Below are 26,569 nucleotides of genomic sequence, written 5' to 3'. Positions count from 1 at the left end.
CTCACCACGCCACGGGGAGCGCGCTGATGGACGCCGCGAGCCGGTCGGTGCCGTCTTCGCCGTCGACGCGGTTCAGCTTCTCCAGCGTGGTGGTCAAGGTCAGGTCGGGGAACTTCGCCAGCAGGGCGGTGAACACCGCGTTGAGCTCCAGCCGGGCCAGCGGGGCCCCGACGCAGTGCCAGGCACCGTGGGCGAAGGTGAGGTGCTGGTTGGGCTTGCGGCCGAAGTCGATCCGCTCCGGGTCGGCGAATGAGCGCTCGTCGAAGTTGGCGATGGCGAAGTCCGGCAGCACCAGGTCCCCGGCCCGGATGGTGACGCCGGAGATTTCGATGTCCTCGTGCGCGTAGTGCGGCTGAGCCCCGCCGCCGAAGTTGGCCGTGCGCAGCAGTTCCTCCACGGCCCCGGCCATCGCCGACGGGTCCGAGCGCACCTCGGCCAGCAGGTCCGGCCGGGTCAGCAGCCGGGCCACGCCGTTGCCGATGTGCGTTGCCACGCTCTCGTGCCCGGCGAACAACAGCATGCAGACGATGTTGGTGACGTCGGAGTCCTTCAGCCCGGCCTGGCAGATCCCGGAGATCACGTCGTCGCCGGGATCCTCCCGCTTGCGGGCGGCCAGCCCCATCAGGTAGCCGATGAACTCGGCCTGGCCGGCGTTGGCGTGTTCGCCGATCCCGTGCACGTGGTCGAGCAGCTCTCCCAGCCGGTCGCGCTCGTCCTGCGGCACGCCCATCAGCTCGCACAGCACCTTCAGCGAAACCGGGAGCGAAAAAGCGGTCTGGAGGTCGACGGGCGGGGTGAGCGCGGCCAGCTCGTCCACCATGCCGCGGACGATGCCCTCCACCCTCGGCTTGAGGGACTGCATCTTCTTGTGGGAGAAGTGCGGGATCAGCAGGGCGCGGAAGGCGGCGTGCAGCTCGTGCTCGTCCCGGCCGGCCGCCACCCCGGCGATCATCGAGAAGATCGGGTTGTCGGCCAGCTGCGCGGCCTCGGCGGGCTTCGGGTGCGTGCGGCCGATGCGCTTGTCGAGCATCAGCTCCTTGATCTCCGGGTAGCCCACCACCAGCCAGCCTTCGTCACCCGTGTCGGTGCGCACCCGCCAGATCGGCCGCTCCGCCTGCAGCTTGCGCAGGTACGGGTTGTCGCCCAACACGGGCGAACGCAGCGACGCGAGCGTCGGCAGCTCTTCGGATGTCGTCATGGCCGGTTCCTCTCCGAGGTTCGTGCGGGGCGCACCCGGTGCCGAGTGTCATCGGCCGCCCGCCCGGAATTCCCTAGATTCCCCGGCCACCGCGGGGATTTCCTCTAGGACCTTCCCTACCGGCCGCTCCGTAGGGTCCGTCGGTATGGCGCAGAACGCGGAGGCGGCCGGCGAGCATGGAGACGAGCGCGGAGTTCGCCCGCGCCGGAAAGCACCACCGGTCCTGCGGGCGCTGCTGCGCGACCGGCTGCGTCCCTACCGCGGCCGCATCCTGGTCCAGGCCGGGCTCCAGTTCGCGCAAACCGTCGGCATGCTGCTGCTGCCGACGCTGAACGCCGCCATCGTGAACCAGGGCATCGTCGCCGGCGACACCGGGGCGATCCTGCGGCTGGGCGCCATCATGATCGCCGTTTCGCTGGCCCAGCTGGCCACCGCGATCGTCGCCGAGCTGATGGCCGCGCACACCGCCGCCGACGTCGGCCGCGACCTGCGCTCCCTCGTTTTCCGGAAGGTACAGGCGTTTTCCCCGTACCAGGTGGCGCGGTTCGGCACGCCCTCGCTGACCAACCGCACGCTCAACGACGTGCAGCAGCTGCAGACGCTGGTGATCTCCACCCTGACCTCGCTGCTGACCGCGCCCATCATCTGCGTCACCAGCCTCGTCATGGCCGTGCGGCAGGATCCGCCGTTGTCGGTGCTGACCGTGCTGACGATCCCGGTCACCGCGCTCGTGGTGCTGGTCATGCTGGCCCGGCTGAGCCCGCTGTACGAACGGATCCAGGCCTCGCTGGACCGGCTCAACCGGATCCTGCGCGAACAGATCTCCGGGGTGCGGGTGATCCGCGCGTTCGTCCGGGACGACCACGAGAAGCAGCGCTTCGGCGAGGCCAACCGCGGCATGTTCACGGCCTCGGTGCGCGCCGGGCGGCTCGGCGCCACGCTGTTCCCGGTCGTGGTGCTGATCAGCAACGTGTTCTCGATCGCGCTGGTGTGGTTCGGCGGCAGGCGGATCGCCGGCGGCGGGATGCCGGTCGGCGCGCTCAGCGCGTTCCTCGGCTACCAGGTGCAGATGCTGACGGCGCTGGTCATCGCGTTGTACGTACTGCTGACCGTGCCGCGCGCGCGGGTGTCGGCGCGGCGCGTCCACGAGGTGCTGGCCACCGAGCCCGAGCTGACCGCACCCGCGCGGCCGGTCACTCCCCCGAGCCGCCGCGGCCACCTGGAGCTGCGCGAGGTGGAGTACCGCCACCCCGGCGCCCAGGAGGCGTTCCTCTCCGGCGTGAGCCTTTCGGCCGAGCCCGGCCGCACCACGGCCCTGGTCGGCAGCACCGGCAGCGGCAAGACCACCCTGCTGAACCTGGTGCTGCGGCTGGCCGACGTGACCGCCGGCTCGGTGACGATCGACGGCGTCGACGTCCGGCAGCTCGCCCCCGATCGGCTGGCCGCGACGGTCGGCCTGGTGCCGCAGACGCCGTACCTGTTCACCGGCACGGTGGCCGAGAACCTGCGCTACGGCGATCCGGACGCGACCGACGCACAGCTGTGGCACGCCCTGGAGACCGCGCAGGCCGCCGACTTCGTGCGGAAGATGCCGGGCCGGCTGGCCGCGCCGATCGGGCCGGGCGGCAGCACGGTCTCCGGGGGCCAGCGGCAGCGGCTGGCGATCGCGCGCACCCTGCTGCGGCGACCGGCAATCTACCTGTTCGACGACTGCTTTTCCGCGCTGGACTACGCGACCCGCGCCCGGTTGCGGGCGGCGCTCGCCGTCGAGACGGCGGGATCGGCCGTGGTCACCGTGGCGCAGGAGGTGCGCCTGGTCGAGGACGCGGACACCGTCGTCGTGCTGGACCAGGGCCGGGTGGCCGGCTCCGGCACCCATCGGGAACTGTTGCGCGACAACGAGGTCTACCGGGAGATCGCCGGCTCGCAGCCAAGCGGCGAGCCGGCGCGGGAGCTGAAGCAGGAGGCGGTGTGAGCGGCGGCGAGGCAGGCGGCCCCCGGGGAACGACCCGCCGGTTGTTCGGGTTGCTCAAGCCGTACCGCGGCCAGGCAGCTCTGGTCCTTGGCGCCGGAACCGTGTCCATCCTGATGAACGTGTTCGGACCGTTGCTGCTGGGCAAGGCGACCAACCTGATCTTCGGCGGCCTGATCAGCGCCCGGCTGGAGCCCGGCCCGAGCCGGGACGAGGCCGTGGCCCGGCTGCACGCCGAAGGCAAGGACGCCCTGGCCACCGGGCTCGGCGCGGCCGACGTCGTGCCGGGCGAGGGCATCGACTTCCGGAAGATCGGCCTGCTGCTGGCGGCGGTCGCGGCGCTCTACTTCGCGGGCACCGTCTTTTCCCTGCTGCAGGAGCGGCTGGCCGCCACCGTGGTGCAGAAGGTGGTGCTGCGGCTGCGCGGGGACGTCATGGCCAAGCTGTCCCGGCTGCCGCTGCGATACTTCGACGAACACCCCCGCGGCGAGCTGCTCAGCCGGGTCACCAACGACATCGACAACATCCAGAACACGTTGCAGCGCACCCTGAGCAAGCTGGTCACCGCCACGATGTCCGCGCTTGGCTCGCTCATCCTCATGTTCGCCATCTCGCCGCTGCTGGCCTGCGTGCTGCTGGTGGTGCTGCCGATGGCGGGGGTGGTCGCGGCCCGGATCGGCAAGAAGGCCCAGCCGCAGTTCGTCGAGCAGTGGACCGCCACCGGTGCGCTGAACGCGCACATCGAGGAGATGTACAGCGGGCACGCCCTGATCACCGTGTTCGGCCGGCAGGAGCAGGCCGCGCGGGTCTTCGACGAGCACAACGAGGCCGTGCGACGGGCCACCGGCAAGGCCAACGCCCTGTCCGGCGTCATCGAGCCGAGCACGAACCTGGTCACCGACCTGGTGTACATCCTGGTGGCGGTGGTCGGCGCGCTGCGCGTGGCCGCCGGGGCGCTGTCGCTCGGCGACGTGCAGGCGTTCATCCAGTACACGGCGTACTTCGGCGGGCAGGCCGCCCAGATCGGCAGCATCACCGGCGACCTGCAGTCCGGCGTCGCCTCCGCGAAGCGCGTGTTCGAGCTGCTGGACGCGGACGAACTGGCCGCCGTGGAGCGTCCTTCGCGGCCACCGGCCCGGGTGCGCGGCCGGATCGACTTCGAGCACGTGAGCTTCCGGTACGAACCGGACTCACCGCTGATCGACGACCTGTCCTTCAGCGTCCTGCCCGGGCAGACGGTGGCGATCGTCGGGCCGACCGGAGCGGGCAAGACGACCCTGGGCAACCTGCTGATGCGCTTCTACGAGCCCGACGGCGGCCGCATCCGGCTCGACGGCGTGGACATCGCCACGATGACCCGCGAGGACGTGCGCCGGCAGACCGCGCTGGTGCTGCAGGACACGTGGCTCTTCGACGGCACCGTCGCGGAGAACATCAGGTACGGCAACCCGGACGCCACCCCGGCGGACGTCCGCCGCGCGGCCGAGGCGACCCGGGTCGACCACCTGGTGAGCACCCTGCCGGACGGCTACGAGACGGTCCTCGGCGAAACCGGCGGGATCAGCGCGGGCGAACGCCAGCTGATCGCCATCACCCGCGCGTTCCTGGCCGACCCGGCGATCCTGATCCTCGACGAGGCGACCAGTTCGGTCGACACCCGCAGCGAGGTGCTGATCCAGCGGGCGATGCAGTCGCTGCGCGAGAACCGCACCGGTTTCGTGATCGCCCACCGGCTCTCCACGATCCGCCACGCGGACCTGATCCTGGTGATGGACGCGGGCCGCATCGTCGAGCGCGGCACGCACCTCGAGCTGATGGCCGCCCAGGGCGCCTACGCCCGCCTTCACGCCGCCCAGTTCGCCGGTCCGGTCGCGGCTTCCTGACCCTCTCGGTCGCCCGCCCCGGGCGGGCCTTTCCGGTCTGCCGCCGGCAGGTGCGGTAGCCGTTGCCGCGAGCGGAAGGCCGGCTCCATCACAGCCACCAGCCGCCGCCCCGGGGCGCGACAGCTGGAGCCCGCTTGGCGCCGCGACCGAACCCTCGCGACGCCAAGCGGGTGGTCAGTGGCCGAGCTGCTGGTCCAGCAGGGAAAACAACTCGTCGTCGGACGCCGTGTCGTAGTCCGGTGCTTCGGCTTCCGCCGATCGGCGGCCGGACCAGCGGGTCTTGAGCACGTCCAAGCGGCCGGCGACCTTCTGGTGCAGGACCTCGTCGGCGGCCAGGCCGGCCAGCCGCTCCTGCAGCCGGTCCAGCTCGGCGAGCACCGCTTCCGCGTTGTCCGCTTCGGCCGGGGCCAGCAGGCCGAGCAGGTGGTCGGCCAGCTCGGCCGGGGTGGGCCGGTCGAACACCAGCGAGGCCGGCAGTTTCAGGTCGGCGGCGGCGCCCAGCCGGTTCCGGAACTCGACCGCGGTCAGCGAGTCGAAGCCGAGGTCACGGAACTGCCGGTCCGGCTCGATGCCGTCCGGGTCGGGGTGGCTGAGCACCATCGCGGCCTGGTCGCGGACCAGCTCGAGCACGAGCTCGTACCGTTGTCCGGCACTCTTGCCCGCCAGGCTTTCCCGCACCCGGGCGGCCGGTTCCGGCGCCGGTCCGGCGGCGTGCCGGACCGGCGCGCCGGCCAGCCCGCGCAGCAGCGGCGGGATCACGCCCTTGGCCCGGATCCCGGGCAGGTCGAGCGAAACCGGGAGCAGCAGCGGCTCCGGCCGGGCCAGCGCGGCGTCGAACAACGCGACGCCCTGCTCGGCGGTCAGCGGGATCGCTCCCGAGCGGCGGATCCGGTCCAGGCCGGCCGCGTCGAGGGTGCCCGTCATGCCGCCCGCCGGCTCCCACGGGCCCCACGCCAGCGCGGTGGCCGGCAGCCCGGCCGCGTGCCGGTACGCGGCCAGCGCGTCGACGTAGGCGTTCGCCGCGGCATAGTTGCCCTGCCCGGCGCCGCCGAAGACCCCGGCGACCGAGGAGAACAGCACGAACGCCGTCAGCTCCCGGTCCCGGGTGAGCTCGTGCAGGTGCCGGGCGGCGTCCGCCTTGACCCGCAGCACGGTGCCCAGGCGTTCGGGGTGAGGGTCTCGATCGTGCCGTCGTCGAGCACCCCGGCGGCGTGCAGCACCGCCGTGACCGGGTGTTCGGCCAGCACCGCGGCCAGCGCCGCGCGGTCGGCGACGTCGCAGGCCAGCACGGTCGGCTCGGCGCCGGCCTCGACGAGGTCGGCCACCAGGCCGGCCGCGCCCTCGGCGTCCGGGCCGCGGCGGCTGAGCAGCAGCAGCTTGCGGACGCCGTGTTCGGCGACCAAGTGCCGGGCCAGGATGCCGCCGAGGCCGCCGGTTCCGCCGGTGATCAGCACGGTCCCGTCCGAGTCCCACGGGGAACCGGCGGCCGCGGGGGCGTCCGCGCGGGCCAGCCGGGCGGCCCGCAGCTCGCCGTCGCGGAAGGCCAGCTGCGGCTCGTCGATCGCGAGGGCGTCGGCCAGGGTCGCCGGCGCGGGGCCGTCGAGGTCGAGCAGCCGCAACCGGCCGGGGTGCTCGGACTGGGCGGTGCGGACCAGCCCCCAGGACGCGGCCGCGGCCGGGTCGCCCCCGGTGGCGGCGTGCCGGGTGACCAGGACGAGGCGGGCCCCGTCGAGCCGGTCCAGCGCCAGCCAGTCCCGCACCAGGGCGAGGGTGGCCGCGGTCCGTTCGTGCACGGCGGCCGGGTCGTCGGTGACGGCGGTGGCCAGGACCAGGTCCGGAAGGGCGGTCTCGTCGCCGGCCAGCGCGGCCAGGTCGGGGTGGGTGGTGACGGGGACCCCTTGCGCGGTCAGCGTTTCCGCCAGGCCGAGGGGGTCGGCGCCGAGCACGGCGACCGAGCCGGGCGCGGCGGTGCCGGCGGGCACGGCCGGCCACTCGAGCCGGAACAGCGCGTCACGCGGGGTGGTCCCGGAGCCGGCCAGCGAGTCGGCGGACAGCGCCCGGACGCGCAGGGCGCGGATGTCGGCGACCGGGCCGCCGTCCGGGTCGGCCAGCGTGAGGGACATCGTCCCGTCGCCCTCGTCGCGGGTGAGGCGGACGCGGAGGGCGCCGGCCCCGGTGGCGTGCAACCGCACGCCTTCCCAGGAGAACGGCAGGCGGACGGCATCGCCGGTGCCGGTGAGCATCGAGGCGTGCAGGGCGGCGTCCAGCAGGGCGGGGTGCAGGCCGTAGTCCCCGGGCCGCAGGTCGGCGCCGGACTCGTGCGGCGCGACCTCGGCGAACACCTCGCCGTCGCGCCGCCAGACGCGGCGCAGGTTCCGGAACGCCGGTCCGTAACCGAAGCCGGCCTCGGCGAAGGCCGGGTAGCAGTCCGCGACCGGCACCTCCACCGCTTCCGGGGGCGGCCACTCCGCCGCCGCGGACCCGGCGCCGGACCCCGGCTCGACCGGCACCAGGGTGCCGGTCGCGTGCTGGGTCCAGGCAGCGTCGCCGGTGTCCGGGCGGGCGTGCACGGTGACGGTGCGGCGGCCGTCTTCGCCGGCCGGGCCGGCCCGCAGCTGCACCTGGACCGCCCCCGGTTCGGGCAGCACCAGCGGCACGCCCAGGACCAGCTCCGCCACCTCGGCGCAGCCGCAGTCCCGGCCGGCGCGCAGCGCCAGCTCGACGAACGCGGTGCCGGGCACCAGAATCCGGCCGAACACGGCGTGGTCGGCGAGCCACGGGTGGGTGCGAACGGACAGCCTGCTGGTGAACAGCAGCCCGTCGTCCTCGGCGAAGCGGGCGGCCGCGCCCAGCAGCGGGTGCCCGGCGGTGCTGAGCCCAGCGGCGGTGACGTCGCCGCGCCGGCCGGTCACCGGTGGCCAGTAGTGCTCGTGCTGGAAGGCGTAGGTGGGCAGCTGGGCCGGGCGCGCGCCGTCGAACAACGCCGGCCAGTCCACGGCCGCCCCGGCCTGGTGCAGGCGGGCCAGCGCGGTCAGCGCGGCGGTGACCTCGTCCTGACCGGCGCGTTGCACCGGCAGCACCAGGGCGGACTGGCCGTCGAGGCACTCGGTGGCCAGTGCGGCGAGCACGGCGTCCGGGCCGATCTCCACGAAAATCCCGGCGCCGGCGGCGCGCAGCGCGGCGACCGAGCCGGCGAACCGCACCGGCCGCCGCACGTGGTCGACCCAGTAGCCGGGTTCGCGCATCCGCGCCGGGTCGGTCAGCGTCCCGGTTTCGTTGCACACCACGGGAATGCTCGGCTCGGTGATGGTGATGTCGGCGATCTCGGCGGCGAAGGCGGCCAGCATCGGCTCCATCAGCGCGGAGTGGAACGCGTGCGACACCGCCAGCTGTTTGGTCTTGTGGCCCCGCTCGGCCAGCCGGCCGGCGACGGCCAGCACGGCCTCTTCGGCGCCGGCCAGCACGACCGTCCCGGGCGCGTTGTACGCCGCGATGTCGACCGGCCCGGACAGCAGCGGGGTGACCTCGTCTTCGGTGGCCCGGACCGACACCATCGCGCCCCCGGCGGGCAGCGCCTGCATCAGCCGGGCCCGGGCGGCCACCAGCCGGCAGGCGTCGGGCAGGGTGAACATCCCGGCCACGTGCGCGGCGGCGATCTCGCCGACGGAGTGCCCGGCCAGGTGGTGCGGGGTGATGCCCCAGGACACCACCAGCCGGTAGAGCGCCACTTCGACCGCGAACAGCGCGGGCTGGGTCCAGCCGGTCCGGTCCAGCAGGCCGGCGTCCTCGCCCCAGACGACCTCGGCGAGCCGGCCGTCGAGGTGCCGGTCGAGCTCGGCGACCACCTCGTCGAAGGCCGTGGCGAACACCGGGAAGCGGGCGTGCAGCTCGCGGCCCATGCCCAGGCGCTGGGCGCCCTGACCGGAGAACAGGAACGCGGTGCGTCCCTCGGCCGTCCCGGAGCGCACCACGGCGGCGTCGGGTTCGCCCGCGGCCAGCGCGCCCAGTGCGCGGACGGCTTCGGCCCGGTCGGCGGCCAGCACGGTGGCGCGGTGCCGGAACAGCGAGCGGGTGGTGGCCAGCGCCGAGCCGACGCCGTCCAGCCCGGGTTCGGCGGTGCGCAGGTGGGCGCGCAGGCGGGCGGCCTGCGCGCGCAGGGCGGTCTCGGACTTGGCCGAGAGCACCAGCGGCACGAGCCCGGGGTCGGCCGGGCCGGGCCGTTCGGGGCCGGGAGCGGGCGCTTCCAGGATGGCGTGGGCGTTGGTGCCGCTGATGCCGAACGCGGAGACGGCCGCCCGGCGCGGCCGGCCGGTTTCGGGCCAGGCCACCGGTTCCCGCACCAGGTCCACCGCGCCCCCGGCCCAGTCGACCTGGCTGGAGGGCTCGGTGACGTGCAGGGTGCGCGGGACCAGGCCGTGCTGCATCGCCTGGACCACCTTGATCACCCCGGCGACCCCCGCGGCCGCCTGGGCGTGCCCGATGTTGGACTTGATCGACCCCAGCAGCAGCGGAACTTCCCGGTCCTCACCGTAGGTGGCCAGCAGGGCCTGCGCCTCGATCGGGTCACCCAGCGTCGTGCCGGTCCCGTGCCCCTCCACCACGTCGACGTCCGCTGTGGACAGCCCGGCGGACGCCAGTGCCTGGCGGATCACCCGCTGCTGCGACGGGCCGTTCGGCGCGGTGAGGCCGTTGGACGCCCCGTCGGAGTTGACCGCGGAGCCGCGTAGCACGGCCAGCACCGGGTGCCCGTTGCGCTCGGCGTCGGAGCGGCGCTCCAGCACCAGCATGCCGACGCCCTCGGCCCAGCCGACGCCGTCCGCGCCCTCGGCGAAGGATTTGCAGCGACCGTCCGGGGCGAGCCCGCCCTGGCGGGAGAACTCGACGAAGGTGCTCGGCCGGGACATCACGGTGGCCCCGCCGGCCAGCGCCAGTGAGCACTCGCCGGCGCGCAGGGCCTGCGCGGCCCAGTGCAGGGCGACCAGCGAGGACGAACAGGCGGTGTCCACGGTGACCGCGGGACCCTCCAGGCCGAAGACGTAGGCCACGCGGCCGGAGGCGACGCTGGCCGCGCTGCCGTTGCCGCGGAAGCCTTCGAACTCGGTCCCGTCCAGCAGGCCGGCGTAGTCGCTGTACATGATGCCGGTGAACACGCCGGTCCGGCTGCCGCGCAGCCCGGCCGGGTCCACTCCGGCCCGTTCCAGCGCCTCCCAGGACACCTCCAGCAGCAGCCGCTGCTGGGCGTCGGTGGCGAGGGCTTCACGGCGGCTCATGCCGAAGAACTCCGCGTCGAACTCCGCGGCCTGGTGCAGGAAGCCGCCGGAGCGGGTGTAGGACGTGCCGGCGTGCTCGCGGTCGGGGTGGTAGAGCGCGTCGAGGTCCCAGCCGCGGTCGGCCGGGAAGCCGGTGATCGCGTCGGTCTCCTCGGCCACCAGCCGCCACAGGTCCTCGGGCGAGCCGACCCCACCGGGGTAGCGGCAGCCCATGCCGACGATCACGATCGGGTCGTCGGCGTCGGTGCCGCGCGCCGGTCCCGCGGTGGCCGCGGCCGGGCCGCCACCGACGAGCTCGGCCAGCAGGTGACCGGCCAGCGCGGCCGCGGACGGGTAGTCGAAGACCAGCGTGGCCGGCAGCCGGAGGCCGGTGGCCGTGCCGAGCTGGTTGCGCAGCTCGACCGCGGTGAGCGAGTCGAAGCCGAGGTCGCCGAACGAGCGGTCCGGCTCCACGGCGGCCGGGGTGTCGTGGCCCAGCACGGCGGCGACGGCTCGCCGGACCAGCGCGCCGACTTCCGCGGCCGCGTCTTCGGCGGGCAGTCCGGCCAGGCGGCGGCCCAGGCCGTCCTCGGCGGCCGCGGCGGCCAGGGCGCGGCGCCGCGGGGCGCGGATCAGGCCGCGCAGCAACGGCGGGATGTCCCCCTTGGCCCGGAGCACCGGCAGGTCCAGCCGGACCGGCAGCACGGCGGCGGCGTCCACGGCCAGTGCGGCGTCGAAGAGGGCGGTGCCCTGCTCGACGGTGAGCGGGGGCAGGCCGAGCCGGGCCATGCGCTCCCGGTCGGCGTCGGTGAGACCGGCGGTCATCCCGCTGTGCGGCGCCCAGGCGCCCCAGCCCAGCGAGCGAGCGGGCAGCCTTTGCGCCCGGCGGTGTTCGGCCAGGGCGTCCAGGAAGGCGTTGCCGGCGGCGTAGGCGCCCTGCCCGGCCGAGCCGAACACGCCCGCGGCCGAGGAGAACAGCACGAACGCGGCCAGGTCCAGGTCCCGGGTGGCCTCGTGCAGGTGCCAGGCGGCGTCGGCCTTGGGGCGCAGCACCGCGGCCAGCCGGTCCGGGGTGAGCGCGGTGAGGACGCCGTCGTCGAGGACGCCGGCCGCGTGCACGACGGCGGTGAGCGGGTGGTCCGGGTCGGCGGCCAGCTCGCCCACCAGGGCGTGCACGGCGGGCCCGTCGGCCAGGTCGCAGGCAACGACCCGGGCGTCCGCGCCGAGGGCGCCGAGTGCGGCGACCAGCTCGCCGGCACCTTCGGCGGCCGGGCCCCGCCGGCCGGCCAGCACCAGGCGCCGGACGCCGTGCCGCTCGGCCAGGTGCCGGGCCAGCACGGAGCCGAGGCCACCGGTGCCGCCGGTGATCAGCACCGTGCCCGCCGGGTCCCAGCCGGCGATGGCTGCGCCGGTGACGCCCGCCCCGGAGGCATCAGCCGCGCCGGTGGCGCTGGCCCCGGAGGCCTCGGCGGCACCAGCCCCGGTGGCGCTGGTGGCGGGCGCGCCGGGGGTGCGGCGGCCGAGGCGGGCGGCCAGCACCCGTCCGCCGGCCAGCCGGAGCCGGGGCTCGGTGCTGCGCAGCGCTTGGGGCAGCAGTTCGGGGAGGTCGGCGTCGCCGGCCATCTCGACCAGGCCGATGGCACCGGGGTGCTCGGACTGGGCCGAGCGGATCAGGCCGCTCGCCGTGGCCGCCGCCAGGTCGTCCCCGGCGAGGAACACCAGCCGGGCCGACGGCGGTCCGGCCAGCCAATCCTGGAGCAGGGCCAGGGTTTCGGCGGCGCGGGCGTGCGCCGCCGCTGCGGTGTGACCGGGCGCGAGGGGCACCAGTACCACCCCGGTGCCGCTGTGTTCGCGCACCGCGGCCAGGTCGGCGTGGGCGGGCACATCCACCGCCGACCCGTCCGGATCACGGCCCACCCCGGCGCCGCCGCGCACCGCGGCCAGGTCGGTGCAGGCGGGCGCGTCGAACCCGGGCAATGGCTCACCCAGCACGGCGAGGACGTCCGCCGGCGGGCCGTCCGGGGTGATCGGGGCCCAGTCCACGCCGAACAGGCTGTCCGCCGGCCCGGTCTCGGCCAGGTGGTCGGCGGAGACGGCGCGGACCCGCAGCGCGGCCACCGACGCGACCGGGGTGCCGGCCGGGTCGGCCAGGGCCAGCGCCACCGTGTCGGGGCCGTCCGGGCGCAGGCGGACCCGCAATGCTGTCGCACCGGTGGCGGAGAGCCGGACGTCCTCCCACGAATACGGCACCCGGCTCCGGCCCGGCCCGGCCAGCGCGAGGCCGTGCAGGGCGGCGTCGAACAGGGCGGGGTGCAGGCCGAAACCCGCGTCCGCCCGGTCACCTTCGGCGGTCTCCGTCAGGGCCACCTCGGCGTAGAGGTCGCCGCCGCGGCGCCAGCCCGCCCGCAGGCCGCGGAACAGCGGTCCGTAGGCGAGGCCCTGCTCGGCGAGGACCTGGTACAGCTCGGTGACGGCGACCGGCTCCGCGTCGCGGGGTGGCCAGTCGGTGGCGTCGAAGCCCGCGTCGGCGGGTCCGGCGTCCGGGGCCAGCGTGCCGGTCGCGTGCCGGGCCCACGGGGCGTCCGGCTCCCCGGCCGGGCGGGAGAACACGCCGACCGTGCGGCGGCCGCCGGTGTCCGGGGCGCCCAGCGCGACCTGGATCCGCACCGCCTCGTCCTCGGCCAGCACCAGCGGCGCGGCCAGGGTGAGTTCCTCGAGCCGGCCGCAGCCGGCCTCGTCGCCGGCCCGGATGGCCAATTCGACGAACCCCGTCCCGGGGAACAGGGTCCGGCCGAACACCACGTGGTCGGCCAGCCAGGGCTGGGTCGCGGTGCCGATGCGGCCGGTGAACAGCAGTTCCCCGCCACCTCCGGCCACCTCCACCGCACCGGTGAGCAGCGGGTGTCCGACCTCGGTGAGGCCGCTGTCGGCGCGACCGGCGTTCGGCGTCGGCCAGTAGGTCCGGTGTTCGAAGGCGTAGGTGGGCAGGTCGATCCGGCGGCCACCCGGGTACCACGGAGTCCAGTCCACGGCGGCGCCGTGCACGTAGGCCTCGGCCAGCGCGCGGGCCAGCCGGTCCGGACCCCCTCGCCGCGGCGCAGGGTGCCGATCGCCGCGGCCGCCGCGCCCGCCGTCTCGCGGATGCCGGCCACCAGCACCGGGTGCGGGCTGACCTCGACGAACAGCTCGTGCCCGGCCTCGGCCAGCACCCGGACGGCGTCGGTCATCCGCACGGTCTCGCGCATGTTGTCGTACCAGTACTGCGGGCCCATCGTGGTGGTGTCGCACCAGTCGCCGGTCACGGTGGACAGCAACGGCACGTCCGCGGCGCGCGGCTCGAGGCCCGCCAGCCCGGCCAGCATCCGGTCGCGGACCCGCTCGACCTGGGCCGAGTGGGAGGGGAAGTCGCCGGCCACCTTCTTGGCCTCGATCCCGTCCGCGGCCAGGGTTTCGGCGAGCTCGTCCAGCGCCGCGTACTCACCGGAAACGACGACCGAGCCGGGCGCGTTCACCGCGGCCACCGACAGCCGGCCGGCCCAGCGGTCCAGCCGGCCGAGCACGTCCTCGTGCGGCAGCGGGACCGAAACCATGCCGCCGCGGCGGTACAGCTCTTCGGCGATCAGCTTGCTGCGCAAGGTGACCACCCGCGCGCCGTCCTCGAGGGACAGAGCGCCGGCGACGCAGGCCGCGGCCACTTCGCCCTGCGAGTGACCGAAGACCGCGGCCGGGCGGACGCCGTGGGCCCGCCAGACCTCGGCCAGCGAAACCATCACGGCCCACAGCGCGGGCTGGGCCACGTCGAGCCGGTCCAGGCGGTCCGCCTCGCGCAGAACCGCGGTCAGCGACCAGTCCACGTGCGGGGCCAGCGCCTCGGCGCAGCGCTGCATGCTCGCGGCGAACACCGGCGAGGTGTCCAGGAGCTCGGCCGCCATCCCTACCCAGTAGGCACCCTGACCGGGGAAGGCGAACACGGTGCTGCCGCCCCCGGTGGTGCCGGTGACGGTGCGGGCGGCCGGTTCCCCCGCGCCGAGGGCGCGCAGCCCGGCGGTGAGTTCGGCAGCGCCGTCGCCCAGCACGACGGCCCGGTGTTCCAGCGCGGCCCGGGACGTGACCAGGGAGTGCCCGACGTCGAGCAGGTCGCCTTCGGCCAGCTCGGCCAGCCGGGCGGCCTGGCCGCGCAGGGCCGCCGCGGAACGGGCCGAGAGCACCCACGGCACCGGGCCCGCGGGCGCGGCGGGCCCGGCGACCGGAGCGGCGGGCTCGGGTGGCGCCTGCTCGATGATGGTGTGCACGTTGGTGCCGCTGACGCCGAAGCTGGACACGCCGGCCCGGCGCGGGCGGCCGGTTTCCGGCCACGGGGCGGGTTCGGTGAGCAGCCGGACGGCTCCCGCCGACCAGTCCACATGGGACGACGGCGACCCGGCGTGCAGGGTCCGCGGGACCAGGCCGTGCTGCATCGCCTGGACCACCTTGATGATCCCGGCGACGCCGGCGGCGGCCTGCGTGTGGCCGATGTTGGACTTGACCGACCCCAGCAGCAGCGGCGTTTCGCGGTCCTGGCCGTAGGTGGCCAGCAGGGCCTGCGCCTCGATCGGGTCGCCCAGCGTCGTGCCGGTCCCGTGCCCCTCGACCACGTCGATGTCCGCTGTGGACAGCCCGGCGGAGGCCAGCGCGTCGGCGATCACCCGCTGCTGCGAGGGGCCGTTGGGGGCGGTGAGGCCGTTGGACGCGCCGTCGGAGTTGACCGCGCTGCCGCGGACGAGCGCGAGCACCGGGTGGCCGTGGCGGCGGGCGTCCGACAGCCGCTCCACCACGAGCACGCCGACCCCCTCGGCCCAGCCGACGCCGTCCGCGCCGTCGCCGTAGGCCTTGCAGCGGCCGTCCGGGGCCATGCCGCGCTGCCGGGAGAACTCGACGAACACATGCGGGGTGGACAGCACGGTGACGCCACCGGCCAGCGCGAGGGAGCATTCGCCGGAGCGCAATGCCTGCACGGCCAGGTGCAGGGCCACCAGCGAGGATGAGCACGCCGTGTCGACGGTCAGGGCCGGGCCCTCGAGGCCGAAGGCGTAGGCGACCCGGCCGGAGGCGATGCTCGGCGAGCTGCCGTTGCCGCGGAAGCCCTCGAAGCCGCGGCCGCCCAGCAGGCTGGCGTAGTCGTTGTACATCACGCCGGCGAACACGCCGGTGCGGCTGCCGTGCAGCGACGTCGGGTCGATGCCGGCGCGTTCGAACGCCTCCCAGGACGCCTCCAGCAGCAGCCGCTGCTGGGCGTCGGTCGCGAGCGCCTCGCGGGGGCTCATCCGGAACAGGGCCGCGTCGAACGCTCCGGCGTCGCGCAGGAAGCCGCCGGAGCGGGTGTAGCTGGTGCCGGGGTGGGCCGGGTCCGGGTGGTACAGCGCGGCGGTGTCCCAGCCGCGGTCGGCCGGGAAGTCCGAGATCGCGTCCACGCCGTCGCTGACCAGCCGCCAGAGGTCTTCCGGGGAAGCCACCCCGCCGGGGTAGCGGCAGCTCATGCCGACGATGGCGATCGGCTCGTCGGTGCCGGCCGTGGTCCGCGCCGGGACGGCGGTGACCGGACCCGAGTCGAGCAGCTCAGAGAGCAGGTAGCCGGTCAGGGCGTGCGCGGTGGGGTGGTCGAAGACCAGGGTGGCGGGCAGCCGGACCCCGGTCGTGGCGCCCAGCCGGTTGCGCAGGTCGACCGCGGTCAGCGAGTCGAAGCCAAGGTCGCCGAAAGTGCGGGCGGGGTCGACGGCGGCCGCACCGGCGTAGCCGAGCACGGTCGCGACCGCGCCGCGGACCAGCCGCAGCACGTGGGCGGAACGCTCGTCGGCGGACATCCCGGCCAGCCGCCGGGCCAGCTCGCCGCCGGCGGCCGCCCGGCCCGCGGTCCGCCGTCCGGGACGCACCAGGCCGCGCAGCAGCGACGGCACGGCTCCGGCCGCCCGGATCGCGGCCAAGTCGAGCCGGGCCGGCAGCACCACCGGTACCCCGGTGCCCAGTGCGGCGTCGAACAGGGCCACGCCTTGCGCCACGGTCATCGGCGGCAGCCCCTGCCGGGCCAGCCGTTCCCGGTCGGCTTCGGTGAGGGTGGCCGTCATCCCGGCCGTGGGCACCCAGGCGCCCCAGGCCAGCGCGGCGCCGGGCCGGCCGAGGGCGTGCCGGTACCGCGCGAGGGCGTCGAGGTAGGCGTTGCCCGCGGCGTAGTTGGCCTGGCCCGCACCGCCGAAGACACCGGCGACGGAGGAGAACAGCACCAGCGGCGTGGCCTCGGGCAGGGCCTCGTGCAGGTGCCAGGCGGCGTCCACCTTGACCCGCAGCACCCGGTCCAGCTGCTCGGCGCCCAGCGTGGTCAGCACGCCGTCGTCCAGCACGCCGGCGGCGTGCACGACGGTGGCCGGAGCGTGCTCGGCCAGCACCGCACGCACGGCTTCCCGGTCCGTGACATCGCAGGTCACCGCGGTGACCGTGACCGGCTCGGGGATTCGGTGGCCTCCAGCTCGGCGATCAGCCCGGCCACGCCGGGGGTGTCCGGGCCGCGGCGGCCGGCCAGCACCAGCCGCCGGACGCCGTGCGCGGTGACCAGGTGGCGGGCCAGTTCCGCGCCGAGCCCGGTGGTGCCGCCGGTGATCAGCACCGGGCCCTCGACCGGCACGGTCCGCGACGGCGGGGGCAGCCGGTCGAGACGGGCCGCGCACGGCCGGCCGTTCCGCACGGCCACCTGGGGTTCGTCGCCGGCGGCGGCCCGGGCGGTCAGCTCGGCGGGATCGCCCCTCTCGTCGTCGGGGTCGAGGTCGAGCAGGACGAACCGGCCGGGGTGTTCGGTCTGGGCGGTGCGGATCAGGCCCCAGACCGCGGCGGCGGCCAGGTCACGGCCGTCCACCGCGCCGCGGGTGCGGAACACCAGCGGTCCTTCCGGTGCTTCGGCGGCCAACCAGTCCTGCGCGGCGGTCAGCGCCCGCGCGACCAGGGCCCGCGCCGCCTCGGGGCCTTCCTCCTCGCCGATCAGCTCGACGACGGCGGGGGCGGGACCGGCCGCCGGCAGGTTCACCGGGGTCCAGGTCAGGTCGAACAGGGAGTTGCGGTCGACCCCCGGGGTTTCGCCGGGGATTTCCCGCAGCACGAGCGAATCCACCGAGACGACCGGCGCGCCGGCCGGGTCGGTGGCCAGGATCGCCATGGTGCGCGGGTCGGGCCGGGTGACCCGCACGCGCAGCTCGGCCGCACCCGCCGCGTGCAGGGTGACGCCGCTCCAGGCGAACGGCATGCTGGCCGCCATCTCGCCGCCGCGCTGCGCCACGCCTGCGGCCTGCACGGCGCCGTCCAGCAGGGCGGGGTGCAGGCCGAAGCCGGACGGCTCGAGGTCTTCGGGCAACGCGATTTCCGCGTACACCGTGTCTTCGTGCTGCCAGGCGGCCCGTACGCCCCGGAACACCGGGCCGTAGTGGAATCCGTGCTCGGAGAACCAGTCGTAGAAGCCGTCGAGTTCGCAGGGCTGTGCGCCCGGCGGCGGCCAGGCTGTCGCGAAGCCGGTGTCCACTTCGGACGCGTCGGAGGTCAGCACGCCGGTGGCGTGCGGGGTCCAGGGGGCGTCCGGGTCGCCGTCGGGGCGGGAGTGCACGGTCAGGGTGTGGCTCTCGCCGTCCTCGGCCGCGGCCACCACGACCTGCACCTGCACCGCGTCGTGCGCGGGCAGCACCAGCGGCGCGGCCAGGGTCAGTTCGGCCACCCGGTTCCGGCCCACCTCGTCGGCGGCACGCACCGCCAGTTCGACGAAACCGGTGCCGGGGAACACGATCCGGTCCCCGGCCACGTGGTCGGCCAGCCAGGGGTGGGTGCGCACGGACAGCCGTCCGGTGAAGACGGCGCCGGAGTCGTCGGCCAGCACCACGGCCGCGCCGAGCAGCGGGTGCCCGGTCCGGTCCAGCCCGGCCGCGCCGAGGTCGCCGACCCCGCCGGCCGGTTTCTCCGGCCAGAAGCGCTGGTGCTGGAAGGCGTAGGCGGGCAGCGGGACCGGGCGCGCGCCGGAGCCGGCGAACCAGGCCCGCCAGTCCACCGGCACGCCTCGCACGTGCAGGGCGGCCAGCGCGGCGCCGGCGGCCTCCGGTTCGGGACGATCCTTGCGCAGCAGCGGAACCGCCGGGTGGCCGTCGCCGTCCGGCAGGCAGTCCGCGACCGCGGCGGCCAGCACGCCGGCCGGGCCGAGCTCGACGAACCGGGTCACCCCGGCCTCGTGCAGGACGCGGACCGCGTCGGCGAAGCGGACGGCTTCCCGGACGTGCCGCACCCAGTAGTCGCCGCTGCGCAGGTCGGCCGCGGCCGCCGGGGCCCCGGTCAGGGTGGAGACCAGGGGCGTGGTGGGCTCGCCGAACCGCAGCCCCGCCACGGCTTCGGCGAAGCTGTCCAGCATGGGCGCCATCAGCGGCGAGTGGAAGGCGTGGCTCACCCGCAGCCGTTTGACCTGGATGCCTCGTGCGGAAAGGGTTTCCTCAGCCTCGGTCACGGCGTCCTCGGCGCCGGAGAGCACCACCGACGCGGGCCCGTTGACCGCGGCCACCGACAGCCGGCCGGACAGCAGCGGGGCGACCGTCTCCTCGGTCGCGCGGACCGCGAGCATCGCTCCCCCGGCAGGCAACGCGGCCATCAGCCGGGCCCGGGCCGAAACCAGGGTGGCGGCGTCGGCCAGGTCGAGCACGCCGGCCACGTGGGCGGCGGCGATCTCGCCGACGGAGTGGCCGGCCAGGAAATCCGGCCGCAGGCCCCAGGACTCGGCCAGCCGGTAGAGGGCGACCTGCAGGGCGAACAGAGCGGGCTGGGCCCCGCCGGTGTCCTCCAGCGCGGCCGGGTCCTCGCCCCAGACGATCTCGCGCAGCGGACGGCCGGCGTGCCGGTCGAGTTCCGCGGCCACCTCGTCGAAGGCCGCGGCGAACACCGGGAACCGCGCGTGCAGCTCCCGGCCCATGCCCAGCCGCTGCGCTCCCTGGCCGGAGAACAGGAACGCCGTCCGGCCGGCCAGTGCGGTCCCGCTCAGCACGGCCGGGTCGGGTTCGCCGTCGGCCAGCGCGCGCAGGGCCGCGGCGCGGTCCGGGCCGAGCACCGCGACCCGGTGTTCGAACGCGGTCCGGGTGGTGGCCAGCGAGAAAGCCAGGTCCAGGTCGGTGCCGGGGATGTCTTCGGCGAGCCGGGCGGCCTGCGCGCGCAACGCTTCCGGGCTGCGGGCGGACAGCAGCCACGGGACGACCGGCGGCGCGATCCGCTCGGGCTCCGGGGCGTCGCCGGGGTCCGGGGCCTGCTCCAGGATGATGTGGGCGTTCGTGCCGCTGATGCCGAAGGACGACACCCCGGCGCGGCGCCGGTGGTCGGACTCCGGCCACGGGACCGCCTCGGACAGCACCTGCACGGCGCCGGAGGACCAGTCCACCTGCGTCGACGGCCGGTCCACGTGCAGCGTGCGCGGCACCCGGCCGTGCCGCATGGCCAGGAGCATCTTGATCACGCCCGCCACGCCGGCGGCGGCCTGGGTGTGGCCGATGTTCGACTTGACCGAGCCGAGCAGCAGCGGCCGCCCGGCCGGGCGCTGCCGTCCGTAGGTGGCCAGCAGGGCCTGGGCTTCGATGGGGTCGCCGAGGGTGGTGCCGGTCCCGTGGCCCTCGACCGCGTCCACGGTGTCCGCGGCGACCCTGGCGTTCTCCAGGGCCGCCTGGATGACCCGTTGCTGGGAAGGGCCGTTGGGGGCGGTGAGGCCGCTGGAGGCGCCGTCGGAGTTGACCGCGGAGCCGCGGACCAGCCCGAGCACCTGGTGGCCGTGGCGGACGGCGTCGGAGAGCCGCTCGACCAGCAGCACGCCGACCCCCTCGCCCCACACCATGCCGTCGGCGGCGTCGGCGAAGGCCTTGCACCGGGCGTCCGGCGACATGCCGCGCTGCCGGGAGAACTCGACGAACACGGCCGGGTTGGGCATGACGGTGACGCCGGCGGCCAGCGCGAGCGAGCACTCGCCACCGCGCAGGGCCTGGGCGGCCAGGTGCAGGGCGACCAGCGACGACGAGCACGCGGTGTCGACCGTGACGGCGGGGCCCTGGAGGCCGAGGAGGTAGGCCACCCGGCCGGAGATCACGCTCGACGTGGTCCCGGTCAGCCGGTGGCCCTCGGCCTCCGGCGGCAGCGGGATCCCGGTGCCGTAGTTGAGGTGCACGGCGCCGACGAACGTGCCGGTGTCGGTGCCGTGCAGGCCGGCCGGGTCGATCCCGGCCCGTTCGACCGCCTCCCAGGCGACCTCCAGCAGGAGCCGCTGCTGCGGGTCCATGGCCAGTGCCTCGCGCGGCGAGATGCCGAAGAAGCCCGCGTCGAACCCGGCGGCCTCGCGCAGGAAGCCGCCCTCGCGCACGTAGGTGGTGCCGGGGTGGTCGGGGTCCGGGTGGTACAAGCCTTCGACGTCCCAGCCGCGGTCGTCGGGGAACGGCCCGATGGCGTCCTCGCCGGCGTCGAGGGCCCGCCACAGGTCCTCCGGCGAGTCGATGCCACCCGCGTACCGGCAGGCCATCCCGACCACGGCGATGGGCTCGTGGTCGCGGGCCTCGGCGGCCTTCAGCCGCTGCCGGGCCTGCCGCAGGTCGTTGGTGACCAGCTTGAGGTAGTCACGGAGCTTGTCCTCGTTGCTCGTCATGGGTCCAGAGTTGCCTGCCGGCAACCAGGAAGCTGCTAATTCTCCGGGGCGCACCGGGGAACGCGAAACCGCCCGCGGCCGGGGGCCACGGGCGGTTTCGGCGGTCGGGCCGCGGTGCTCAGTCCAGGCCGAGCTCGGAGTTGATCAGCGCGAACATCTCGGCGTCGGTCGCCGCGTCGAGCGAGCCGGTGTCCTCGGCGTCCGCTTCCGGGGTTTCGGTGAAACCGTCCTCGAGCCGCCACTGGAGGGCGGCCAGGCGCTTGAGCAGGCGAGCCCGCGTCTCCCGATCGAACTCCGAGGTGAACAGGGTCGCTTCCAGGTGGTCCAGGTCGGCGAGGATGGCCGGGCCGTCCCCGTCGAGCCCGAGTTCCCCGCGCAGGTGCGCGGCCAGCACGGACGGTGTGGTGAAGTCGAAGATCATCGACGTCGGCAGCCGCAGCCCGGTTTCGGCGGCGAGCCGGTTGCGCAGCTCCACCCCGGTCAGCGACGTCATGCCGAGTTCGAGGAAGCCGCGGTTGCGGTCGATGTGCTCGTCCGCGCCGTGGCCCAGCACCGCCGCGGCGCCCCGGCACACCAGGTTCACCAGCAGGTTGTCCTGCTCTCCCGCGCTGAGCCCGGCCAGCCGTTCGGCCAGGCCCGGGCCGTCGCCCGCGGCCACGGCGTTGCCGGCGGCCCGGCGGCCGGCCGGGACCAGGTCGCGCAGCAGCGGCGGAACCGCCCGCCCGGCCATCGTGCGCAGGGTGAGCGGGGCGGGGACCAGCAGCGGCCCGGCCAGGCCGGCCGCGGCGTCCAGCAGCTCCATCCCGGTCGCGGTGCCGATCGGCACGATGCCTTCGCGGCGCAGCCGGGCGACGTCGGCCTCGGCCAGCGCTCCGGTCATGCCGCTGCGCTGCTCCCACAGGCTCCACGCCAGCGCCGTGCCGGGCAGGCCGAGCGCCCGCCGGTGCTGGGCCAGTGCGTCCAGGAAGGTGTTCGCCGCGGCGTAGGCGGCCTGCCCGCCGTTGCCGAGGATGCCGGCGAAGCCGGAGAACAGCAGGAAGGCGTCCAGCTCCGTGTCCCGCGTGAGTTCGTGCAGGTTGACCGCGGCGGCCACCTTGGGGCGCAGCACGGCGGCGAGCCGGTCCTCGGTGAGGCCGGTGAGCACGCCGTCGTCGAGCACGCCGGCCAGGTGCACCACCCCGCGCAGCGGGTGCTCCGCCGGGACGGTGGCCAGCAGGGTGGCCAGCTGGTCCCGGTCGGCGGCGTCGCAGGCGGCCACGGTGACGTCGGCCCCCAGCCCGGCCAGCTCCGCGCGGATCTCCTCGGCGCCGGGGGCGTCCGGGCCGCGGCGGCTGGTCAGCAGCAGGTGCCGCACCCCGTGCTCGGTGACCAGGTGCCGGGCCAGCACGCCGCCCAGCGTGCCGGTGCCGCCGGTGATCAGCACGGTGCCGGTGCCGCTCCAGGTCCAGCCCGGCCGCTCGGCCGGTTCGGGGCGGGCCAGCCGCGGCACCCGCACGACTCCCCCGCGCACCGCCAGCTGCGGTTCGCCCAGGCGCAGGGCCGCGGCCAGCACCGCGGGATCGGGTTCGCCGTCGGTGTCGATCAGGGTGAACTGGCCGGGGTTTTCGGTCTGGGCCGAGCGCAGCAGGCCCCAGACACCGGCGCCGGCCAGGCCGTCGAGCGGTTCGCCGGGCCGGGTGCCGATGGCCCCGCGGGTGAGCAGGACCAGCCGGGAGCCGTCCGGGTACCCGGCGGCGAGCCAGGCCTGGACTTCGTGCAGCGCCCGGGAAACGGCGTGGCGCGCCGACGCGGCCAGCCCGCCGTCGGTGGTCTCGCAGCCGATCGGCAGCAGCACCACCGCGGGCGGCTGTCCGGCGTCCAGGCCGGCCACGCCGCCGGGACGGGCCGGGATGCCGCCGAGCGGTTCGTCCCCGAGCACGACCCAGCCTTCGGTGTCCAGCGCACCGCCGGACACCGCCGGTTCGACCCAGTCCACGGTGAACAGCGCGTCCCGGTGCCCGGGCCCGGCGGTGGCGAACGACTCGGCCGGGAAAGCCTGCCACGACACGGAATCCACGCCGGCCACCGGGGCGCCGGTGGCGTCCAGGGCGAGCAGCGAGACGGCGTCCGGGCCGGCCGGCGTGACGTGCAGCCGCAGCGCGGTCGCCCCCTGGGCGTACACCGACACCCCCTGCCAGCGGGCCGCAGGACGGGACCGTCGGCCGGGGCGAGCCCGGCCAGGCCCAGCGCGGCGGCGGCCTGGGTGAGGGCCGGGTGCAGGGCGTAGCCCGCGACCTCTCCGGCCTCGGCGGGCAGGGTGAGTTCGGCGCACAGCCCGGTGCGGGTGCGCCAGGCCGCGGTGAGCGCGGCGAAGCCGGGGCCGTGGTGCAGGCCGGACCGGTCCAGCGCCTGGTAGAGCTCTTCGACGTCGAGTTCGGTGGCGTGGGCGGGCGGCCACTCGGCCGGCGCCTCGGGCAGCGGCCGGTGCGCGGCCAGCGTGCCGGCGGCGTGCTCCCGCCAGTCTTCGCCGTCGACGGCGCGGCTGTGCACGGTGACCGGGCGCGTCCCGTCCTCGCCGGGCACGCCCAGCGTGACCTGAATCCGGACCACTTCGTCCTCGGCCAGGACCAGCGGCCGGGTGACGGCGAGGCCGGTGACGGTGCCGCAGCCGGCCCGGTCGCCGGCCTGCGCGGCCCACTCCAGGAACACCGCGTCGGGCACGGTGATCGCGCCGAGCACGCGGTGCTCGGCCAGCCAGGGCCGGGTGGCCGCAGACAGCCGCCCGGTGAGCACCGTGGCGCCGGAACCGGCCAGTTCAAGGCCGGCCCCCAGCAGCGGGTGCCCGGCCGGGGTCAGCCCGAGACCGGCCGCGTCGGCGACGCGGTCGCCGGGCTCGATCCAGTAGCGCTCCCGCTGGAAGGCGTAGGTGGGCAGCTCGATGCGGCAGCCGCTGGCGCACCAGGCGGTCCAGTCCACCGGGACGCCGCGGACGTGGGCCTCGGCCAGAGAGGTGAGCAGGCGGGTGCGGCCGCCGTCGTCGCGGCGCAGGGTGCCGAGCACACCGGCGTCGGCGCCGGCGGCCTCGATGGTGTCCTGGATGCTCATGGCCAGCACGGGGTGCGGGCTGACCTCGATGAACACGTCGTTGCCGTGCGCCAGCAGCTCCCGCACGGCCGGTTCCAGCCGGACCGGGTGGCGCAGGTTGTCGTACCAGTAGCCGGCGTCCAGCGTGCCGGGCTCCACCCACCGGCCGGTCAGCGTGGACAGGAACGGGATCTCCGGGGTGCCGGGGGAAACCGCGGCCAGCGCGGACAGCAGCTCCTGGTGGATCTTCTCGACGTGGACGGAGTGCGAGGCGTAGTCCACCGGCACGGTCTTGGCCCGCAGGCCGTCTTCGGCGCAGGCGGCCGAGAACTCTTCCAGCGCGTCCACGTCGCCGGAGACCACGACGCTGCCGGGGCCGTTGACGGCGGCCACGGACACCCGGCCGGCCCAGCGGTCCAGCCGGGCCTCGACGTCGGCCTCGGACGCGGTGACCGAGACCATGCCGCCGTAGCCGGCCAGGTGCTCGGCGATCGCCTTGCTGCGCAGCGCGACGACCCGGGCACCGTCCTCGAGGGACAGCGCGCCCGCGACGCAGGCGGCGGCGATCTCGCCCTGCGAGTGGCCGACCACGGCGGCCGGCTGCACGCCGTGCGCGCGCCAGACCTCGGCGAGCGACACCAGCACGGCCCACAGCACCGGCTGGACCACCTCGACCCGGTCCAAGGCGGCCGGACCGCCCCGCAGCACGTCGGTGACGGAGAAGCCGGTGAACGGACGCAGGGCCGCCTCGCATTCGGCGATCCGGCGGGCGAAGACCGGCGACTGCGTCAGCAGTTCCGCGCCCATGCCCGCCCACTGCGAGCCCTGGCCGGGGAAGACGAACACCACGCCACGCCCGCCGCCGCTGCCGGGCCGGCCGAGCACCACCCCCGCGCCCGGGGTGCCCTCGCGCACCGAACGCACGCCGGCCAGCAGCTCGTCGGTCTCCGTGCCGACGACGACCGCCCGGCAGTCCAGCGTGGTGCGGGTGGTGACCAGGGAAAACGCCACGTCGGCCGGATCCGCCTCGCGGGTGGCCGGCGCGTGCTCGAGCGCGGCGGCCTGATCACGCAGGGCGGCTTCGGTCCGGCCGGACAGCACCCACGGCACGGCGACCGGCACCCCGGCCGCGGCCGGCTCCGGCTCGGCCGGCGCGGGCGGGGCCTCTTCGACGATCAGGTGGGCGTTGGTGCCGCTCATGCCGAACGAAGACACCCCGGCCCGGCGCGGCCTGCCGGTGCGCGCCACGGCGTGGCCTCGGCGAGCAGCGCGACCGAACCCGCCGTCCAGTCCACGTGGGACGACGGCTGCTCGGCGTGCAGGCTGCGCGGCAGCAGGTTCTCCCGCATCGCGAGCACGACCTTGATCACGCCGGCCACCCCGGCGGCGGCCTGCGTGTGGCCGAAGTTCGACTTCACCGAGCCCAGCCACAGCGGCGTTTCCCGGTCCTGGCCGTAGGTGGCGAGCACCGCCTGGGCCTCGATCGGGTCGCCCAGCGTGGTTCCGGTGCCGTGCCCCTCGACGACGTCGACGTCCGATGTGGACAGTCCGGAGGCGGCCAGCGCGGCCCGGATGACCCGTTGCTGAGCCGGTCCGTTGGGGGCGGTGAGCCCGTTGGACGCGCCGTCGGAGTTGATCGCGCTGCCGCGCAGCAGGGCCAGCACCGGGTGGCCGTGGCGGCGGGCGTCGGACAGCCGTTCCAGCACCAGCACGCCGGCGCCTTCCGACCAGCCGGTGCCGTCCGCGGTCTCGGCGTAGGCCTTGCAGCGGCCGTCCGCCGACAGCCCGCCCTGCTGGGTGAACTCGATGAACGGGTTGGGCGTGCAGAGCGCGGTCACACCGCCGGCCAGGGCCAGCGAGCATTCGTCGTTGCGCAGGGCGGTGGCGGCCAGGTGCAGCGCGACCAGCGAGGACGAGCAGGCGGTGTCCACGGTCAGCGCGGGGCCGGCCAAGCCGAGCGCGTAGGACAGCCGGCCGGAGAGCACGCTGGCGGCGGTGCCGGTGCTGGCCAGCACGCGCTGGTCGGCGCGGCCGGCGATGACGAGGTTGGCGTAGTCCTGGCCGGTGGTGCCGACGAACACGCCGGTCCGGCTGCCCTTGAGCGTGGCCGGGTCCAGCCCGGCGCGTTCGATCGCCTCCCAGGTGGTCTCCAGCAGGATTCGCTGCTGCGGGTCCATGGTGACCGCCTCGCGCGGCGAGATCCGGAAGAAGCCGGCGTCGAACTCGCCGAGCCCGTCGAGGAACCCGCCGCCGTCGGTGGCGCTGGCGCCCGCGCCGAGCGCGGCCAGGTCCCAGCCGCGGTCGGCGGGGAACCCGGTGATCACGTCCCGGCCCTCGGCCAGCACGGCCCAGAACTCCTCGGGGGTACCGACCCCGCCGGGGTAGCGGCAGCCGATGCCGACCACCGCGATCGGCTCGTCGGCCGAGGCCGCGAGCAGCTCTTCGTTCTGCCGGCGCAGTCTCTCGTTCTCCTTCAACGAGGATCGCAGCGCCTCGATGTACTGGCTCTCCGAGTTGGTCATCGTCTCGCTCCCGATC

At 75.5% G+C, this 26,569-nt stretch carries 7 protein-coding genes and 2 pseudogenes; 2 read left to right on the top strand and 7 right to left on the bottom strand.

Annotated features, from left to right (window positions below; genetic code table 11):
• Position 1 precedes the first annotated feature (1 nt).
• Positions 2–1,198 (bottom strand): cytochrome P450, encoded by a 1,197-nt coding sequence (locus tag HUT10_RS02130; RefSeq protein ID WP_176169613.1) that lies wholly within the window; start codon positions 1,196–1,198, stop codon positions 2–4.
• 145 nt (positions 1,199–1,343) lie between these two features.
• Between HUT10_RS02130 and HUT10_RS02125 the strand changes: the two genes are divergently transcribed.
• Complete coding sequence (locus HUT10_RS02125) at positions 1,344–3,173, top strand: ABC transporter ATP-binding protein (protein ID WP_254896622.1); 1,830 nt, start codon at positions 1,344–1,346, stop codon at positions 3,171–3,173.
• The gene (locus tag HUT10_RS02120) at positions 3,170–5,053 is read left to right on the top strand and encodes an ABC transporter ATP-binding protein (RefSeq protein ID WP_176169612.1); all 1,884 of its coding nucleotides are present in this window, start codon (positions 3,170–3,172) and stop codon (positions 5,051–5,053) included. The genes HUT10_RS02125 and HUT10_RS02120 overlap by 4 nt, the downstream gene beginning before the upstream one ends.
• A gap of 174 nt (positions 5,054–5,227) precedes the next feature.
• Here HUT10_RS02120 and HUT10_RS50375 read toward each other — a convergent pair whose 3' ends face one another.
• From HUT10_RS50375 to HUT10_RS49860, 6 genes and pseudogenes are all read right to left on the bottom strand, one after another.
• Positions 5,228–5,653, bottom strand: coding sequence for an acyl carrier protein (locus HUT10_RS50375; protein ID WP_254897424.1), 426 nt, complete (start codon positions 5,651–5,653; stop codon positions 5,228–5,230).
• A 396-nt stretch (positions 5,654–6,049) separates the two neighbouring features.
• Positions 6,050–6,453 (bottom strand): annotated as a pseudogene (locus HUT10_RS52030) (ketoreductase domain-containing protein); the annotation flags it as partial.
• 651 nt (positions 6,454–7,104) lie between these two features.
• Positions 7,105–20,968 (bottom strand): annotated as a pseudogene (locus HUT10_RS52025) (SDR family NAD(P)-dependent oxidoreductase); the annotation flags it as partial.
• Between the two features lie 118 nt (positions 20,969–21,086).
• Positions 21,087–22,355 (bottom strand): type I polyketide synthase, encoded by a 1,269-nt coding sequence (locus tag HUT10_RS50355; protein WP_254897423.1) that lies wholly within the window; start codon positions 22,353–22,355, stop codon positions 21,087–21,089.
• Positions 22,356–22,549: 194 nt separating this feature from the next.
• Entirely contained in the window at positions 22,550–25,231 is a 2,682-nt protein-coding gene (locus HUT10_RS49865; protein ID WP_217709539.1) for an acyltransferase domain-containing protein, read from the bottom strand.
• Positions 25,228–26,553: a beta-ketoacyl synthase N-terminal-like domain-containing protein gene (locus HUT10_RS49860; protein ID WP_217709538.1), complete on the bottom strand. Its 1,326-nt coding sequence runs from the start codon at positions 26,551–26,553 to the stop codon at positions 25,228–25,230. Before HUT10_RS49860 ends, HUT10_RS49865 begins: the two co-directional genes overlap by 4 nt.
• Positions 26,554–26,569: the final 16 nt, after the last annotated feature.

This window comes from Amycolatopsis sp. Hca4 (assembly GCF_013364075.1).
GTDB lineage: Bacteria > Actinomycetota > Actinomycetes > Mycobacteriales > Pseudonocardiaceae > Amycolatopsis.
Note: the sequence above shows the minus strand (reverse complement) of the source record. Positions and strands in the feature narration are given on the sequence as shown.